The sequence below is a fragment of the Comamonas sp. lk genome (assembly GCF_900564145.1).
Taxonomy (GTDB): Bacteria; Pseudomonadota; Gammaproteobacteria; order Burkholderiales; family Burkholderiaceae_C; genus Comamonas.
In genome coordinates this window covers 3,980,943-3,996,156 of sequence record NZ_UOOB01000001.1, presented here as the reverse complement: position 1 = coordinate 3,996,156, position 15,214 = coordinate 3,980,943, and the positions used below count along the sequence as shown (strand labels likewise).

General features: G+C 62.4%; 12 protein-coding genes. All 12 read left to right on the top strand.

Annotation, left to right across the window (positions count from 1 at the left end; translation table 11 throughout):
* Positions 1-10: 10 nt before the first annotated feature.
* The 12 genes from EAO39_RS18210 to EAO39_RS18155 all read left to right on the top strand — a co-directional run bounded on the left by EAO39_RS18210 (position 11) and on the right by EAO39_RS18155 (position 15,186).
* Positions 11-955: an Lrp/AsnC family transcriptional regulator gene (locus EAO39_RS18210; protein WP_162989611.1), complete on the top strand. Its 945-nt coding sequence runs from the start codon at positions 11-13 to the stop codon at positions 953-955.
* A 43-nt stretch (positions 956-998) separates the two neighbouring features.
* The gene (locus tag EAO39_RS18205; RefSeq protein ID WP_120970331.1) at positions 999-2,555 is read left to right on the top strand and encodes an AMP-binding protein; all 1,557 of its coding nucleotides are present in this window, start codon (positions 999-1,001) and stop codon (positions 2,553-2,555) included.
* 162 nt (positions 2,556-2,717) lie between these two features.
* Positions 2,718-3,353 (top strand): Crp/Fnr family transcriptional regulator, encoded by a 636-nt coding sequence (locus tag EAO39_RS18200; RefSeq protein ID WP_120970329.1) that lies wholly within the window; start codon positions 2,718-2,720, stop codon positions 3,351-3,353.
* Between the two features lie 189 nt (positions 3,354-3,542).
* The gene (locus tag EAO39_RS18195; RefSeq protein ID WP_240467048.1) at positions 3,543-5,732 is read left to right on the top strand and encodes a diguanylate cyclase; all 2,190 of its coding nucleotides are present in this window, start codon (positions 3,543-3,545) and stop codon (positions 5,730-5,732) included.
* A 171-nt stretch (positions 5,733-5,903) separates the two neighbouring features.
* Positions 5,904-6,836 (top strand): LysR family transcriptional regulator, encoded by a 933-nt coding sequence (locus tag EAO39_RS18190; RefSeq protein WP_120970325.1) that lies wholly within the window; start codon positions 5,904-5,906, stop codon positions 6,834-6,836.
* Between the two features lie 76 nt (positions 6,837-6,912).
* Positions 6,913-8,484 carry an ABC transporter ATP-binding protein gene (locus EAO39_RS18185; protein ID WP_120970323.1) on the top strand — a complete coding sequence of 524 codons (1,572 nt, stop codon included), beginning with the start codon at positions 6,913-6,915 and terminating at the stop codon, positions 8,482-8,484.
* A complete protein-coding gene (locus EAO39_RS18180; protein WP_120970321.1) occupies positions 8,477-9,571 on the top strand; it encodes an ABC transporter permease in 1,095 nt (364 codons plus the stop codon). Before EAO39_RS18185 ends, EAO39_RS18180 begins: the two co-directional genes overlap by 8 nt.
* A 2-nt stretch (positions 9,572-9,573) precedes the next feature.
* Entirely contained in the window at positions 9,574-10,494 is a 921-nt protein-coding gene (locus EAO39_RS18175; RefSeq protein WP_120970319.1) for an ABC transporter permease, read from the top strand.
* Positions 10,495-10,533: 39 nt separating this feature from the next.
* A complete protein-coding gene (locus EAO39_RS18170) occupies positions 10,534-11,676 on the top strand; it encodes a BMP family ABC transporter substrate-binding protein (RefSeq protein ID WP_120970317.1) in 1,143 nt (380 codons plus the stop codon).
* Positions 11,677-11,936: 260 nt separating this feature from the next.
* Complete coding sequence (locus EAO39_RS18165) at positions 11,937-13,094, top strand: BMP family ABC transporter substrate-binding protein (protein WP_120970315.1); 1,158 nt, start codon at positions 11,937-11,939, stop codon at positions 13,092-13,094.
* Positions 13,095-13,159: 65 nt separating this feature from the next.
* Positions 13,160-14,134 (top strand): aromatic ring-hydroxylating dioxygenase subunit alpha, encoded by a 975-nt coding sequence (locus tag EAO39_RS18160; protein WP_120970313.1) that lies wholly within the window; start codon positions 13,160-13,162, stop codon positions 14,132-14,134.
* Positions 14,134-15,186: an adenosine deaminase gene (locus EAO39_RS18155; protein ID WP_120970311.1), complete on the top strand. Its 1,053-nt coding sequence runs from the start codon at positions 14,134-14,136 to the stop codon at positions 15,184-15,186. Before EAO39_RS18160 ends, EAO39_RS18155 begins: the two co-directional genes overlap by 1 nt.
* The last annotated feature ends 28 nt before the right edge of the window (positions 15,187-15,214 follow it).

Below are 15,214 nucleotides of genomic sequence, written 5' to 3'. Positions count from 1 at the left end.
GGAAAGCACCGTGGAGAATCATCGGCCCGATGGCCTGGACTTTGACATCATCCGGCAACTGCGCGAGGACGGCCGGCGTCCCGCCAAGACGATTGCCCTGGCACTTGGCATTACCGAAGCGACGGTGACTTCGCGCATCAACGCGCTGAGCGAAGCCAACGTCATGCGGGTCATGGCCCAGCGCAATGTCGCGCATCTGAAAACGCGCCTGTTCTGCTTCATCCGGGTCTGGATACGCGGACGCTCTGCGCAGGACGTGGCGACAGACATTGCGGCTTTTGCGGGCGCGGGGTCGGTGATGCTGATGATGGGCAGCCCCGAGATTCACATCACGGCGCTGGTCGAGGACAACGACGGCTTGCTGGCCTTGCTGCAAGACCATATAGCGCAGGTGAAGGGCGTCGCTCGCCTGGATGCTTGCGTGACGCTCAAGGCCTACAAGTACCGCTACGACGTGGTGGTCCTGAGCTCGGCCCTGTCATTGGGCGAGCCTCAGGGTGATCCGCTGGACGATGCCATCATCCACCAGCTGCAGCTCGACGGACGTATCAGCAACCGCGAGATCGGGCGGGTGCTGGACGTTTCGGCCAGCACCATTCGCGAGCGCGTCAACCGCATGCTCGCGAACCGGCAAATCCACATTGGCGCCGTGTGTGACTACCGAAAGATCGGCTTCGAGATCGCCGCCATGGCCTACCTCCAGGTGGAGCCCGCCAGTATCAAGCAGGCGCTCCAGCACCTCATGGAACGCAAAGAGATCGGCCAGGTCAGCGCCATCAGCGGCAGCTCGAATATCTACGTGATCCTCGCCGCACGCAGCCTTGAGGATTTGTTCAGCATCGTGCGTCTCACGCTGGAGACCACCCCGGGCGTGATCGAGAGCACGGTGAGTTTGGTCACCCAGTCCATCAAGCACCGCGCCGACCTGATCAGTCTGGTCGAGTCGCCGGACTGATTTCACAACGCATAACGATTTCAACAACAACGGAGACACAGGAATGGCAATCATCGACTTCTTTGACCGCGGCTGGCAACGCAATCCGAACGGCGTTGCCTACGCCATGGATACGCGCAATTTCACCTTCCAGCAGACAGGCGTCCTGTCTTGCCAGATTGCGAATGCCTTGCTGGACCGAGGCCTGGCGCGCGAGACCAAGACCGCCGTCTGGTCGCTGAACGACCCGGTGGCCTGGACCTGCGTACTCGGGGCCTGGCGTGCAGGCCTGGCCTGGGTTCCGATCAACCCGCGCAGTTCGGTGGCCGACAACGCGCAGTTGCTGCAGGCCTTCGATTGCGAAGTGCTGTTCTTCCAGCAGGCATTCTGGCCGGCGATTGCCTCCATTGCGGACCAACTGCCGCAGCTGAAACTGCTGGTCTGCATCGACGGCGAAGCCGGCTCGGCAATCCGTCTGGAGACGTTGATCAAGGGCCAGCCCGAAACCCCGCCGGCCATCCATTACGCCATGGACGATGTGGTCGCCGTGCAGCCTACCGGCGGCACGACTGGCGCGCCCAAGGGCGTGATGAACACGCACCGCAGCATGCAGACCATGGTGGCTCACGCCATGATGGCTTGCCACTACGGGTCTGGCGATACTCCCGTGTTCCTGGCGGCTGCACCGATGACGCATTCGGCCGGACTGGCTTCCTTGGCCTGCACGGTGCGCGGCGGCACGACGGTGATCCTGCAGCAGGCCGACCCCGTCAGCCTGTGCGAGGCCATCGCTCGCCATGGCGTGACCGAGCTGTTCCTGCCGCCGACCGTGATCTACGCGCTGCTGAGCCTGCCCGATATCCGTACGCGCGATTTTTCCTCGCTGCGCTACTTCCTCTACGGCGCGTCGCCCATGTCGGTTGAAAAGCTGCGCGAAGCGATTTCCGTCTTCGGCCCGGTGATGACGGAGTTCTACGGTCAGACGGAATGCCTGGGCACTATTTCCATCATGCGACCCGCAGAGCATCTGGTGGGTGGTCAGGTGGCCGACGACCTGCGCCTGTCGTCCTGCGGCCGGATTTCACCACTGGTGAGCGTCGCCATCCTCGATGACGACGGAAAGCCCTGCGCGCCCGGCATGCCCGGCGAGATCTGCGCCAGCGGCGACTTGCTGATGAAAGGCTATTACAAGGCCCCGGAGAAGACGGCCGAAACCATCGTCGATGGCTGGCTGCACACAGGCGACATCGGTTATCTGGACGCCGATGGCTATCTACACATCACCGACCGCAAAAAGGACATGATCATCACCGGGGGCTTCAACGTCTATCCCAGCGCAGTCGAGCAGGTGATCTGGGCCCACCCTGCAGTCCAGGACTGCGCTGTGATTGGCGTACCTGATGAAAAATGGGGCGAGGCCGTGAAGGCGGTGGTTGAGCTCAAGCCTGGTTGTGCTGTGCAAGCCGAAGAACTCATTGCACAGTGCAAGAGCCGCCTGGGTAGCGTGCAGGCGCCCAAGAGCATCGACTTCGTCGCCAGCCTGCCGCGCAGCCCCAACGGAAAGGTTCTGAAGAAAGACATCCGCGCGCCTTACTGGATGGATGCTCAGCGGGTGATCTGATTTCGTGACCCAGAGTATGTGCAGCGACAACTGCAGTTTGTCCTCAAACCAAAGCCGCAGCCCCAGGGTTGCGGCTTTTTCGTTGGCGGGCTTGCACTATCGGTTTTTCTATTGACTTGGCTCAATACCGGCCTGGCCCGGGCGCGGCACAGTGAGCACCCTATGTTCACTCTGCCCTCCATGTCTCAGCTGGCATCCCGTTTTGGTCAGCCAGAATCGTTTGCTGCAGGCTCATGGCTGAGGCTGCGCCGTCAAACCATTGATCATGTGCTCTATCTCGACACGGGCAGCGTGCTGCTCGGCGTGGAGCAGGAGTCGGTGCTGCGCCACCAATTGGGGCAGCTGACGGGGCCGGCCTGGCTGGATGCTGCATTTGCCTTGCTGGGCAAATCCTCGTGCCTGGACATGCAGGCGCTTGGCGAGGGCCGTCTGTTCGTGATTCCGCTGGAGAAGTTCCACCAGGCCGTGGCCGAAATGCCCGGAGCGGCACAGCAGCTGCTCAAGGATCTGGCCAGTGCCTACTGCTCGCAAGCCGAGCTCGCCGTAAGCCGCCTGGCCCAGGATGCCGAAGCCCGCTGTGCCCAGTGGTTGTTGCACCATGCCACGCCCCATGTCGAAGGGGGGCTGCGGGTCATACTGCATTCTAGGAAGCGGCTGATTGCGGCCCAGCTGGGTATTGCCCCTGAAACTTTTTCGCGCGTGCTGCGCCAGTTGCGCGAGCATGGGCTGATTGCGGGGCGGGGCAATGTCATCGACCTGCCGCAACCGGGGGCGCTGAAAAGGCTGGCGGTCGCCTGATGAAATTGTAAGAACGTGTTTGCGATCTTTATGCCGCCGCACCGAGGCGATCGCAAACCTGCCCAAGTATTGCCATACGCAATCAATGTCAGCTTGAAGGCATAGCTCGAGAAGAGGCGCAGCACGACTCAAGCGCTCTGGGGTTCTTCCTGTTGGGCAACGCGAGGGGGCTCTCTATATTGAGTTCTCATGTCGCAAGGCACTCCATCTCTTCCCTCCAATCCGCCCTGGGTCGCCCCGGAGTCGCAGGATGCAGCGGCAACAGACCGACTGTTGCCCTGGAGCCGCCGTGGGCCCGGCCCGATGCTGCGCGGCATGGTGCTGCTGGTGGCGGTTACCTTGCTGGTGGTCAGCGGCGGCTTGGCGACATGGTTGGTGTATTCCATGAGGCAGGCAGCGCTGGAGGAGGCTCTGCCCATGCGTACGCAGGCGCTGGAGCAGATTTCCCGCAATCTGGCCTTCAGGGTGGAGCAGCAGCAAAGACCGCTGCTGGCTCTGGCAGCCTTGATGGCGGAACACATTGAGGACTCCCGCGAGGTGCAGGAGGCGCTGCTGACGCAGGCCACCTCCATGGCCCGTCTCTATGAAAAAGTGCAGCTGGCCGATGGCAAAGGCCAGCTGCTGCTCAATCTGAGCGCGGCCCGTGCTCAGCCTTTGCAAGCCTTGCCTGAGCCGGTGCGCGATGTACTCAGGCGCGGGTTGCTGGAGGGCAAGCCGCTGGTGCAAGCCTGGATACACAGCGAAGAGGCCGGCTCCCTGCTGGAGCTGCAGCATGTGGTGGCCATACGCGACAAGCAGGGGGCGCTGCTTGGCGTGCTGGGTGGGAGCAGCAAGGTCTCGGCCCAGACCTTGCTGCCTTTCGAGGCGGATGCATCGGGTAAGGCGGCCAGATTGTTTCTGTACGCCAAGGATGGTCGGTTGCTGGCCCACAGCACCCGTACCCGCTGGCAGCTGGGCATTCCCGAGAACGGAGTGACCGAGGACATAGACCCCGCCTGGTTGACGGCAGCCCAGTCCGGCGCCGTCAGCGAGCGCAACGGTACGCAGCTCTGGAGTGCCGTGCCCTTGCCCTGGACCCAGTGGGTGCTGGTGCAGATCTCCGACGCAAAGGAATGGGCTCCGCATCTTGGCAAAACAGAGTATTTGATGATTGCGCTGGTGCTGGTGGCGGTCGTGGTGATGCTGGGCCTGCTGCTGTCGCTGATGGCGCATCCGCTGACGGATCTGTATCGCCGCGCCGATAGGGCACTGGGCCGCGGCGTGGTGGATGTGGCCGATCCCCAGGTGCGCGGCGCCAACTGGTGGCAGCGCCTGTCCGAGCATGATTGGGGCGAGGCCCGCACCTTGCGCACCGCCATACAGGCACTGGGCCAAGGGCAGGAAGGGCATAAGGAGCGTGAGCTGCAACTGCAGATGCAGTTGCAGACCTTGATGGACTATGCGCCCGTGGGTCTGGTTGTGACGCATGGCGAGTTGGTGCAGCGGGTGGGCATGCAGGCGGCGCGCGTTCTGGGCTATACACCCAAGGAGCTGCAGGGCATGCCCATCCGCAGGCTGTGCACCTCTACGCAAAGTTATGAAGAGTTGATGAACCGGGTCAGCCGGGATCTGGATCTCTACGGCCAATTTGATAGCGAGACCTGCTTGTTGCGCAAGGACAAGAGCCCGGTCTGGGTGCGAATTCACGGCCAGAGCATGCAGCGTCTGCGTCGCAGCTGGGAAGCGCCCAGGCGAGACAGCAACGACGACTTTCTGGTCTGGGAGGTGGAAGATGTGACCACCCAGCGTTTGATGCGCGAGCAGTCCAGCTGGAAAGCCATGCACGATACCTTGACGCATTTGCCCAACCGGGCCGCGTTTGCGCTGCGCCTCAAGGACTGGCTGCTGGAGAGCGCTGCCATGCCGCGCGAAAGCGTTTCACTGGATCTGGCCGACAACGAGACCGAGACGGTGATAGCTCCGGAAGGACGGGCTGGCGTGGTGCTCTATCTGGATCTGGATCACTTTGCCCAGGTCAACCGGCAGGGCGGTCGGCAGGCGGGTGATGAGGTGCTGGCCCATATCGCCCGTTTGATCGAAGCTTCGGTGCGCCCCCAGGGCTGGGTGGCGCGGGTCGGCGGCGATGAATTTGCGGTGTTGCTGCCCGGTTTCTCCCAGGAGCAGGGCATGCGGGTGGCGCAGCTGCTGTGCATGGCCGTACAGGACTGGGAAGGTTCTTATGAGGGCCAGCGCTATATGTTGGGTGCAAGCATAGGTCTGCTGGCGCTGGACTCCAGGCTGCACACCGTGGCATCGGCCTTGAAGGCGGTGGACATGGCCTGCTACGCGGCCAAGCGCAAAGGCAGAAACCGTGTGGAAGTCATGACAGTTTCGACCTGAGTGCATGCAAGAGCGTGTGATCACTCGCGCAGCGATGGCATTGTTGCCGATGAAAGGGCAATCCCTTGGCTGTGCAATACCGGGTGCTGGGTTACGCTCGCTTCTTCCTTTTGTATACAAAACCAGTGATGGCTGCCTTGACCCCTGTGTGGGCCCATGCAGTGTTGGCCTATGCGCGACCAAACCCTGTTTGACAAGATAGATCTGCACCTGATCCGGGTGCTGCACATGGTGCTGACCGAGCGCAGCGTCTCGCGTGCGGCGCTGAAGCTGGGCATGCATCAGCCGGCGGTCTCGGCGGCCCTTAGGCGGCTGCGCGAGTTGTCGGGCGATGCCTTGCTGGTTCGCTCCGGCACGCAGATGCAGCCTACCGAGGTGGGGCAGCACATGGTGCAACCGGCTGCCGACATACTGCGTGCGGCAGAAAGCCTGTTCAGCGATGCGCGCCAGTTCGATCCGCGCACGGCCACGCGCACTTTTCGCATTGCCGCCAGCGACTATCTGGACCCGCAGTTTCTGCCCCGGTTGGTGGCCACGCTCAAGAAAGAGGCGCCTCAATGCCCGGTCGATATCCTGCCCCTGAGTGCCGAGGCCCATTACGAAGGGCAACTGGCCCAGGGCGAAGTGGATGTGGTGATAGGTAACTGGCCGCAACCGCCCCAGGGGCTGCACATGGCTCGCCTGTTCGAGGATGAAGTGGTCTGTCTGGTCAGCCCCAGGCATCCTGCCGTGCGTCGGGGCTGGGATGTGTCGCAATGGCTGGAGGCCGAGCACATCGCTCCCACGCCCACCTATCCGGGCGCGCGTGGCGTGATTGACGAGGAACTGGCCGCTCTGGGCATGCAACGCCATATCGTGGCGCGCTGCGCGCACTTCAGTCTGATTCCCGACATGGTGGCATCAAGCTTGCTTGTACTCACCTCTGGCCGGCTGTTCTGCGAGCGATTTTGCGAGCGCCTGCCGCTGGCTATTCTTCCCTGTCCCGTACCGTTGCCGCCGCTGGGCTATTACCAGCTGTGGCATGCCCGCTCCCACACCGGAGCCGCCACGCGCTGGCTGCGGGAAATCGTCAAAAACGTGGCGCAAACACTGCGAAATCAATAGCTTGCTACGTAGGCCCATAAAGAGCAGAGAGCTTGTTTGAGTCAATTTGTTATTTAAATTGAGAGACAATCCAGCGATGAATCCCCCCCAAACAAACTCCTCTTCAGCGGAGGCGCCTGCACGCCTGCAGCTGGAAGGTATTACCAAGCGATACCCGGCTGTGGTTGCCAATAATGGGGTATCGTTGAAAGTGCGCCCCGGCGAGGTGCACGCCATCCTGGGTGAGAACGGCGCTGGCAAGTCCACGCTGATGAAAATCATCTACGGAGCGGTCAAGCCCGACGAGGGCCGCATTTTTGTGGACGGCAAGCCCGTCCAGATCCGCAATCCGCAAGAAGCCCGTCAATACGGCATTGCCATGGTGTTCCAGCACTTCAGCTTGTTCGACACGCTGACCGTGGCCGAGAACGTCTGGCTGGGCCTGGATAAAAGCATTCCCCTGCTCAAGGTGATCAAGCGCATAGAAGCCACGGCCCGTGACTACGGGCTGGAAGTCGACCCCCATCGCCCCGTGCACACCCTGTCCGTGGGCGAGATGCAGCGCGTGGAAATCATTCGCGCCCTGCTGACCAATCCGCGCGTGCTGATTCTGGACGAGCCCACCTCGGTGCTCACGCCCCAGGCGGTGGAAAAGCTGTTTGTGGTGCTGCGCCGTCTGGCGTCCGAAGGCTGCTCCATTCTCTACATCAGCCACAAGCTGCATGAGATCCGCTCGCTGTGCACGGCCTGCACGGTGCTGCGCGGCGGTGTGGTCACCGGCGAGTGCAATCCGGCCCAGGAGACCAATGCATCGCTGTCGCGCATGATGATTGGCTCGGAGCCGCCGGAACTCAAGCACCGCGAGGCCCAGGTGGGCGAGGCGGTGTTGCGGGTGCAAGGTCTGTCGCTCAAGAGCCAGGACCCGTTTGGCGTGGATCTGCAGGAGATCGCGCTGCAGGTGCGCTCCGGCGAAGTCATAGGCATTGCCGGCGTGTCCGGCAACGGCCAAAAAGAGCTGATGTACGCGCTTTCGGGAGAGGACACCCGCTCTAGCCCCGAGATGGTGCAGGTTCTGGGCAAGGGCGTGGGCCGCATGGGGCCTAGCCGTCGCCGTACGCTGGGCCTGCATTTTGTGCCCGAAGAGCGGTTGGGGCGCGGTGCCGTGCCCAGCATGGGTCTGGCGCACAACCTGCTGCTGACCCGCAAGACTTCGCTGGGCAAGGGCGGCTGGATTCGCCTGGGTCAGCTCAAGGAACAGGCGGCGGACATCATTCGCCGCTTCAACGTCAAGGCCGGTGGCCCGGACGCTGCTGCACAGTCTCTGTCCGGCGGCAATCTGCAGAAATTCATCGTGGGCCGCGAGATCGACGCCAAGCCCAGGCTGCTCATCATCTCCCAGCCTACCTGGGGGGTGGATGTGGGCGCTGCGGCGCAGATCCGGGGCGAGATTCTGGCACTGCGTGACGCAGGCTGTGCGGTGCTGGTGCTCAGCGAGGAGTTGGACGAATTGTTTGAAATCTGTGACCGCCTGCATGTGGTGGCCAAGGGCCGGCTGAGCCCATCGGTGGCGCGGGCGGACGCCACGGTGCAGCAAATTGGCGAATGGATGAGTGGTCTGTGGGAGGGCGCTGCCGCCCCGTCCACCGCCAAGGGAGGCACCCATGTTTAAGCTGGAACAACGCCCCCAGGTTTCCAGGTTCTGGACCTATGGCTCGCCCATACTCGCGCTGCTGATCACCGTGCTGATCGGTGTGGGCCTGTTCATCTTGCTGGGCAAGGACCCGGTCAAAGGCTTGCAGGCCTTCTTTTGGGAACCCATCAAATCCGGCTATGCGCTGGGCGAGCTGGCCATGAAGGCCACGCCGCTGCTGCTGATCGCACTGGGGCTGGCCGTGTGTTTTCGCTCCAATGTCTGGAATATCGGTGCCGAAGGTCAGTTCGTGATCGGCGCGGTGGCCGCCGGCGGCATGGCCTTGCTGGCGGACAAGACCACCGGCCCCTGGATTGTTCCTGCCATCTTGATAGCAGGTGTCCTCGGCGGCATGGCCTGGGCGGGCATTGTGGCCTTGTTGCGCGACCGCTTCAATGCCAATGAGATTCTGGTCAGTCTGATGCTGGTCTATGTGGCGACGCTGACGCTGGGCTACTTGGTCTACGGTCCCTGGAAGGACCCCATGGGCTACAACTTCCCGCAGTCCAAGACTTTTGAGCGTGTCACGCAGATCCCCAAGCTGGTGCAGGGCATGCGCATGAATATCGGCGTCATCATCGCGCTGGCAGGCTCGGCCCTGCTCTGGATTTTCCTGTTCCGCACCCGTGCCGGCTTTGCGCTGCAGGTGGGCGGTCTGGCACCGGCTGCTGCGCGCTATGCAGGCTTTTCCTCGCGCAAGGCGCTGTGGATGGCCTTGCTGATCTCCGGTGGCGCAGCCGGTCTTGCCGGCGCTCTGGAAGTGGCCGGCCCCCTGGGCCAGCTCACGCCTTATGTGCCCGCGGGCTACGGTTTTGCGGCCATCATCGTGGCCTTTGTCGGTCGCCTGCACCCGGTAGGCATGATTTTCTCGGCCATTCTCATGAGCATGTTTTATATCGGTGGTGAGCTGGCGCAGTCGCGTCTGGGCCTGCCCAAGGCGCTGACCGGCGTGTTCCAGGGCTTGCTGCTGTTCACGCTGCTGGCATGCGACACGCTGGTGGTCTACCGCATCCGCAGGGTGGGGCAGAAGATCGGTGCGGCTGTATCTGCTGTGAAGGGCGCCTGAAGATGGAATCCTATGCACTGCTTTTGGGCTCCACGCTGAGCGCAGGTACGGTTTTGGCGCTGGCCGCGCTGGGGCTGCTGATCAATGAAAAGTCCGGCATCGTCAACCTTGGCGCCGAGGGCATGATGCTGTGCGCCGCGATTGCGGGCTTTGCCGTCACGGTGCACACAGGCAATACCTGGGTGGGCTTTGGTGCCGGCATGCTGGCCGGTGCTTTGCTGGCGGCCATCTTCGGTGTTTTGGTCATCTGGCTCAATACCAACCAGTACGCCACGGGTCTGGCGCTGTCGCTGTTCGGTGCAGGCTTTTCGGCTTTTGTGGGCCTGGGCTATGTGCAGGCCAAGCTGCCCGAGCTGCCCAAGTACTCCATTCCCGGTCTGGCCGATCTGCCCGTGGTCGGTCCGGCGCTGTTCACGCTACACCCTCTGGTCTACGCCACGATTGCGCTGGCCGCCGTCATGGTCTGGTTTCTGTACCGCACGCGCGCCGGCCTGGTCTTGCGCGCAGTGGGCGAGTCGCCTTCTTCGGCCCATGCCCTGGGCTACCCCGTGCGCCGCATCCGCCTGATGGCCGTGATGTTTGGCGGTGCCATGTGTGGCCTGGCGGGTGCTTTCATCTCGGTGGTCTATACGCCGCTGTGGGTGGAAGGCATGGTCTCCGGCCGTGGCTGGATTGCGCTGGCGCTGACGACCTTTGCCACCTGGCGCCCCGCCCGCGTGCTGCTGGGCGCTTACCTGTTCGGCGGCGTGACCATGCTGCAGTTCCACCTGCAGGCCACGGGCGTGCAAATGCCCAGCCAGGTGCTGTCCATGCTGCCGTATCTGGCGACCATCGTGGTGCTGGTGCTGATCTCACGCAATCCCACCTGGATTCGTGCGAACATGCCGGCCTCTTTGGGCAAGCCTTTCTATCCGGGCGCCTAGCCCTGTTCCATTCCAATAACGACGTGTGAGGACCTCCTAATGACCACCAAGCGTGCCCTGATCAAGATGATTGGCCTGTCGGCCGTCTCGCTGGCAGCCCTGACGGCCTGCGGCAAGAAGGACGAAGCGCCTGCTGCAGCTCCCGCTGCGGCGCCTGCCGCTGCCCCTGCGGCAGACAAGCTCAAGATCGGTTTCATGTATGTCAGCCCCATCGGTGATGGCGGCTGGACCTTCCAGCACGAGCTGGCACGCAAGGCGATTCAGGAAAAGTTCGGCGACAAGATCGAGACCTCCATGGTGGAGAGCGTGCCCGAGAGCGCCGATGCCGAGCGCGTGATGCGCGACATGGCAGGCCAGGGCAACAAGCTGGTCTTTGCCACCAGCTTTGGCTACCAGGAGTTTGTGCAGAAGACGGCTGCCGATCTGAAGGACGTGAAGTTCGAACACGCCACCGGCTACAAGACGGGCGACAACGTAGCCGTGTACGACAGCAAGACCTTTGAAGGCGCTTACCTGGCCGGCATCGTGGCCGGTGCCATGACCAAGACCAAGACCGTGGGCGTGGTCGCTTCGGTGCCAATCCCTGAAGTGGTGCGCAACATCAACAGCTTTGTGCTGGGCGCGCAAAGCGTGGATCCTTCGATCAAGGCCAAGGTGGTGTGGGTGAACGAATGGTTTGCTCCTCCCAAGGAATCCGAAGCCGCCACCAGCCTGATCAACGGCGGTGTGGACGTGATGTACCAGAACACCAACTCGCCCGCCGTTCTGAAGACGGCCGAAGAGCGTGGCGTGCGCGCCTTTGGCAAGGACGGCGACATGAGCGCCTTCGCGCCCAAGGCCCACCTGGGTTCGGCCGTGATCAACTGGACGCCTTACTACACCAAGGTGGTGGAAGACACGCTGGCTGGCAAGTGGCAGACCGGCAACTTCTGGTGGGGCGTGAAGGAAGGTGCGATGGATCTGGTCAAGATCGCTGATGACGTGCCCCAGGAAATCAAGGACAAGGTTGAAAAGGCCAAGGCCGGCTTGAAGGACGGCAGCTTTGCCGTGTGGACCGGTCCCATCAAGAACAATGCCGGCAAGGAAGTGCTGGAGAGCGGCAAGGTGGCCGATGACGGCTTTCTGCGCGGCATCAACTTTTACGTGAACGGTATCGAAGGTTCGGTGCCCGGCGCCAAGTAAGCGCACCGAACAGAGAAAACGTGGCAACACGTTTTCTCCCAAGGCCCCTAGGGGCCTTTTTTTATTGCAGTTTCACCGGCTTAGACTCACCCAGGGACTTACATCTGTCGTTTTCCCGAAACCCTTGGAAACATTGGCCCGATTTATGCATATATTCGCAGGGCAGTTTCCAGTGCCATGGCTGCGAGACAGAAGGGCTGCAAACCGCATTGCCGGCTGCCCCCGGTTTTATTTCCCAACGATTCATCAAGGAAACCTCAATGACTGACTTCCACAAGCGCTCCCTGATCAAGGTGGCTGCACTGTCGGCCGTGACGGCCGCCGCCCTCATCGGCTGTGGCAAGAAGGAAGAAGCACCGGCACCGGCTGCTGCTCCTGCCCCCGCACCTGCAGCCGCTGCTGCCGAGCCGCTCAAGATCGGTTTTGCCTATGTGGGCCCTGTGGGTGATGGCGGCTGGTCCTATGCGCACGATCAGGCCCGCAAGGCGCTGGAGAAGGAATTCGGCGACAAGATCAAGACCAGCTATGTGGAAAGCGTGCCCGAAGGCGCCGATGCCGAGCGCGTGCTGCGCGACATGGCCACGCAAGGCAACAAGCTGGTGTTCGGCACCACCTTTGGCTACATGGACGTGATCCAGAAGCTGGCCCCGGAATTTGCCGATGTGAAGTGGGAACACGCCACGGGCTACAAGGTGGCGCCTACCGTCAGCACCTATGACAGCCGCACTTACGAAGGTGCTTATCTGGCCGGCATCGTCGCAGGCTCCATGACCAAGACCAACACCCTGGGCGTGGTGGGTTCGGTGCCGATTCCCGAAGTGATCCGCAACATCAACAGCTTCACGCTGGGCGCACAGAGCGTGAACCCCAAGATCTCGACCAAGGTGGTCTGGGTCAATGAATGGTTCAGCCCACCCAAGGAAACCGAAGCCGCGACCAGCTTGATCAACGGCGGCGCCGACATTCTGTTCCAGAACACCGACTCGCCCGCCGTGCTCAAGACGGCCGAGGAAAAAGGCAAGCGCGCCTTCGGCTGGGATTCGGACATGACCGCCTACGGCCCCAAGGCCCACCTGGGCTCGTCCATCATCAACTGGGCGCCTTACTACATCGACACCACCCGCAATGCGCTGGAAGGCAAGTGGACCAGCCGCCAGACCTGGTGGGGCGTCAAGGAAGGCGTGATCGACCTGGTTTCCCTGGCGGACGACGTGCCGGCCGAGGCCAAGGCCAAAGTTGAGGAAGTCAAAAAGGGTCTGAAGGACGGTACATTCAGCATCTGGAAGGGCCCCATCCTGGGTCAGGACGGCAAGGAAGTGGTCGCAGCCGACAAGGTGGCTGACGACGGTTTCCTGAAAGGCATCAACTTCTACGTCAAGGGCGTGGAAGGCAAGGTTCCCGGCGGCAATTCGAAGTAATCGCCCCGTCGAGCTGTGAAGGCCGCCGCCGGGCGGCCTTTTTTATTGAAATCAAGAATATCCCCATGACTGAACGTACTCTGTGGCACCCCGTGGCCCAATCCCCTGAAGTGGTGACTGCACCGCTGCCTGTGCAACTGCTGGATCAGGCCCTGGTGCTGTGGCGCAATGCCGAAGGCCTGGTTCAGGCTTTCAATGACCGCTGTCCTCACCGGGGTGCGCGCCTGTCCATGGGGCGGGTGGAGAACGGCAGTCTGGAATGCCCTTATCACGGCTGGCAGTTCAGCAGCGGCGGCCAGTGCGTCAAGGTGCCTGCGGTGCCCGACTTCGTGCCGCCGCCCTCGCAATGCGTGAAATCCTTTGAGGTGCAGGAAGCCTACGGCCTGGTCTGGGTGCGACTGGATGCTTCCGACAGCCAGCTGCCCGTGTTTGTCGCCGAGGCGGACGCGCATCTGCGCAAGCTCAACTGCGGCCCGTATGACGTGGCCGCCAGCGCGCCGCGCATCATAGAGAACTTCCTGGACATGTCCCACTTCGGCTTTGTGCACGAAGGCTGGCTGGGCAGCCGCGATGCCACGGCCATGGCCAGCTACAAGGTGGAAACTGCGGCAAGCGGTGTGCTGGCCACGGGCTGCAAGGCCGTGCAGCCCCAGTCCAATCTGCACTCCACCCAGGCGGCCGAGGTCGAATACACCTATGAGGTGACGGCGCCCTATACCGCGCTGCTGACCAAGATTCCCGAAGAAGGCAGCTCCAAACAGGGCTGGCGCGAATCGATCGGCCTGTTCATCTGCCCTGTCACCGCGGAAAGCAGCCGTGTCTGGTTTCGCCTGGCCGTGGCAGACTTTGAATCCAGCGACGAGCAGTTGCAGACCTTCCAGCACACGATTTTCGTGCAGGACCAGCCGGTGCTGGAGTCGCAGCTGCCCAAGGCCTTGCCGCTGGACCCGCGTGCCGAAATGCACTCGTCCGCCGACCGCATGTCCGCTGCCTATCGCCGCTTTTTGAAATCGCAAGCCATCACTTTTGGAGTTTGCTGATGAACCATACCATCCCACAGATAGCGGCCTCGCGCCTGCCCGAGCTGCTGCGCGCCATGCCCAAGGCCGAGCTGCATATGCACATCGAAGGCTCGCTGGAGCCCGAGCTGATTTTCGCCCTGGCCCAGCGCAACCAGGTCGAGCTGCCCTATGACAGCGTGGAGGCCTTGCGCGCCGCCTACGCTTTCACCGATCTGCAGAGCTTTCTGGATATCTACTACGCCGGCGCCAGCGTGCTGCTGTACGAGCAGGATTTCTACGACATGGCGCGCGCCTATCTGAACCGCGCCGCCGCCGACAACGTGGTGCATACCGAGATCTTCTTCGATCCCCAGACCCATACCGCCCGCGGCGTGGGCATGGAGACCGTGATCAACGGTCTGTACCGCGCCTGCCGCGATGCGCAGATCTCGCAAGGCATCTCGGCCACGCTGATCCTGAGCTTTCTGCGCCATCTGAGCGAGGAAGACGCTTTGGCCACGCTGGAGGAGGCGCTGCCGCTGCGCGACCGCTTCATAGGCGTGGGCCTGGATAGCAGCGAAGTGGGCAACCCGCCCGAGAAGTTTGCCCGCGTGTTTGCGCGCTGCAAGGAGCTGGGCCTGCATCTGGTGGCCCATGCGGGCGAGGAAGGGCCGCCGGCCTATATCTGGGGCGCGCTCGACACCTTGAAGGTGGCACGCATAGACCACGGCGTGCAGTCCGAGAAGGACGAGCTGCTGATGCAGCGCCTGGTGCGCGAGCAGGTGCCGCTGACGGTGTGTCCGCTGTCCAACCTCAAGCTCTGTGTGGTGGACGATCTGGCCGATCACAACCTGCCGCGTCTGCTGGAGGCCGGACTCAAGGTCATGATCAACTCGGACGATCCGGCCTACTTCGGCGGCTATGTGAACGAGAACTACACCCAGCTGTTTGCCGCCACCGGCATGGGCGCGGACCAGGCCTACCAGCTGGCGCGCAACAGCCTGGAAGCCAGCTTTGCCAGCGATGCGCAAAAAGCCGGCTGGATTGCCCAGCTGGATGCGGTGTTTGCAAAGTTTGGCGCTGCAGCCTGAGCGCATCGCCGCTAAAATACCAGTAAAA